Annotated in this window: 2 protein-coding genes; both read left to right on the top strand. The window is 34.4% G+C overall.

Annotation, left to right across the window (positions count from 1 at the left end):
- Nucleotides 1-263 precede the first annotated feature (263 nt).
- Nucleotides 264-1375, top strand: a protein-coding gene (locus AB0I81_RS63855) for an IS3 family transposase (protein ID WP_360680639.1) whose coding sequence is annotated in 2 segments (ribosomal slippage) — nt 264-486 and nt 486-1375 — 1113 coding nt in all. Because the reading frame shifts where the segments join, the coding sequence is not laid out codon by codon here.
- 262 nt (nt 1376-1637) lie between these two features.
- Nucleotides 1638-2243 carry a helix-turn-helix transcriptional regulator gene (locus AB0I81_RS63850; RefSeq protein ID WP_023349234.1) on the top strand — a complete coding sequence of 202 codons (606 nt, stop codon included), beginning with the start codon at nt 1638-1640 and terminating at the stop codon, nt 2241-2243.
- The last annotated feature ends 450 nt before the right edge of the window (nt 2244-2693 follow it).

Raw genomic sequence — 2693 nt, 5'->3', positions numbered from 1 at the left:
GTGCGGGTGGACGGCGCGGGCGCCACCCACGACCTGCTCACCCACCTTGAAGCGCTGAACACCACCCGCCGCACGGTGCGCTACCTGGTCGGCTGATGCTTCTTTCAGAACTTCAATTTGAGATTCTAATTTTTGTTCAAAAGTACTGACACGTGCATACCCAATTTTCATATTTTGACCTCTATTAATAACCCTAAGTTGTGAGTGATGTTATCCTTAAATCTTAGAGTCACTATTGTATAATTTAGACAAAGGACAAAAACATGCAAAAACGCTACTCAAAAGAATTTAAAGAAACCCTTATCGCCTTCTATCATTCTGGTCAATCCGTCACCCAGCTGTCTAAAGAATACGACGTGGCCCCTGCAACAATTTATAAATGGATAGACCTCTACTCTAAATCTAATGAAAGCTCCGTCTCTAAAGCTGATTTTCTAGAATTAAAAAGACAACTGGCTAAAGTTAAGGAAGAACGAGACATCTTAGAAAAAGTATTGACCATATTCGCCGAGAAAAAGAAGTGAGTGCTGCGGATATGGCTCAAACCATACAAACTTTAGCACTCAATGTCAGACTAAGCTGTCAACTCCTTGGTGTTACTGAATCAAGTTATTATGAACGGATTAACCGACATCCATCTAAAACTCAATTAAGGAGACAATACCTGTCACTCAAAATTTCTCAACTCTTCAATACTAACCGAGAAATCTATGGTGCTCCTAAAATTCATCATCTTCTACTTAAACAAGGGGAAAAAGTCGGGTTAAAACTGGTACAGAAGCTAATGAAACAACTTCAACTCAAGTCTGTAGTCATTAAGAAATTTAAGCCTGGATACTCACTAAGTGATCACATCAATCGAAAAAATTTCATACAGACTGAACCTACAAAGAAAAATAAGGTTTGGTCAACCGACATTACTTATATTCCTACTCACCAAGTATGGGCTTATCTCTCAACCATTATGGATCGTTATACTAAAAAAGTCATTGCTTGGGATTTGGGCAAGCGAATGACTGTAGAATTAGTGCAAAGAACTTTAAATAAGGCCATTAAATCACAAGACTATCCAGAAGCTGTTATTCTTCATTCTGACCAAGGAAGCCAGTATACGAGTCTAGAGTATGAAGAGTTACTTAAGTATTATGGGATGACTCACTCTTTCAGTCGAAGGGGATACCCTTATCATAATGCCAGTCTTGAATCTTGGCATGGACATTTAAAAAGAGAGTGGGTGTATCAATTTAAATATAAGAACTTTGAAGAAGCCTATCAGAGTATTTTCTGGTACATCGAAGCCTTTTATAATTCAAAACGAATCCATCAAAGTTTAGGGTATCTTACACCTAATCAATTTGAAAAGGTAAGTGCTTAAAATAAATAGATTAAAATTCTACGTTTGTTACTCTAAAAACTTGACTTAACGTCATCAATAAAGAATATAAAAAACTAAAGAATAAAAAGTCCAAAACAGAGCAACATGAAAAATAAAACAATAATAAAAGCAGTTTTTAGTATGATTACTGCTTTTATTATTTCCTCCAAAACTGTTGTTTTACCTTTGTGTCGGTAGATTGTCGTTCTTTTGTCGTCTATCTGTCGTGTACATGTTTAAAAAAATAGTTTATTATATATTCATGAATAAATATAGAGTTGCTGAGTTAAGAAAAAAAAGAGGTTGGACGCAAGAAGTACTGGCTGAAAAAGCAAATATAACTGTTAGAACGGTTCAGAGAATAGAAAATGGAACGGATGTTAGTTTAGATACTTTAGCCTCAATATCTAATGCTCTTTTAGTTCCAGTAAGTGAACTATTTGAAAGCATTGAGGAAGAAGCAAAAGAGGTAGAAATCATGGATATGTCTAAAGAACAGCTTATTCAACTGAAATATAGACAAACTATAACCGTCTCAATTACTTTATTGGTTATAGCAGCTATACTTTTGGTTATGTCAATTTTAGGTGTTGAAATTAATGAATTAGCATCTGGCTATAATACTACACTTTCTTGGCTGGCATGGGTAAGTTTATTATTATTGTTAATAGGTCTAGCAAATTATTATTTAGGAGTTAAATTAAATGAAATGCTTGACCAAAAGTACCCTCTTACTAAGGGCATAAAATTAAAAGAAAAAAAAGAACGCTTTGAAAACTTTTGGCAATTTTTTTCAATTTATTGGTGGATGATTTTCCCAATTTTTGGTTTTATAACTTGGTTCATTTCTTTCTTTAATAATCTATAAAGTTTTTGTTATCGAGCGGAGAGACAATATAATGATTAAAAAAAAGTCACATTTTTTTGTAGCTTTTTTTGGCTTTACCATGGTAAACCCGTTGCTTGCCCAGTCTTGAAAAAGTTACTGGCAAGCAACGGGTTTGTGTACACAACCCTCAAAAAGTAACGTTACGTACATTTTTGTTTAGGAGTACCTAATACAATACCCTTTAAAAAGAGTGTTTTGAATAAAACTCGCTTTCGCTCGTGGTAACGTTGAATGGATAAATTTTTTATCTCATATTTTAAAAAATAAATTGATAAATTGAGATTTTAATGTTGACAAAAAATTTAAAATTAAGAAATCCAGAGGATAGAAAAGCTCAAACACAAAGATAAGTCTTGAAAATAAAATAAAAACCACGTACCAGGAGTGCTCGGCGGTGTTCTCCCGTCGCGAACCGTCGATGAGATGGTT

It is taken from the genome of Nonomuraea sp. NPDC050404 (genome assembly GCF_040655495.1).
GTDB lineage: Bacteria > Actinomycetota > Actinomycetes > Streptosporangiales > Streptosporangiaceae > Nonomuraea.
This window is presented reverse-complemented; position numbering and strand designations above follow the sequence as displayed.

What these genes read in the sequence shown, in the direction of transcription:
- AB0I81_RS63850 (WP_023349234.1), top strand. Translation starts at nt 1,638, where the DNA reads ATGAATAAATATAGAGTTGCTGAGTTAAGAAAAAAAAGAGGTTGGACG.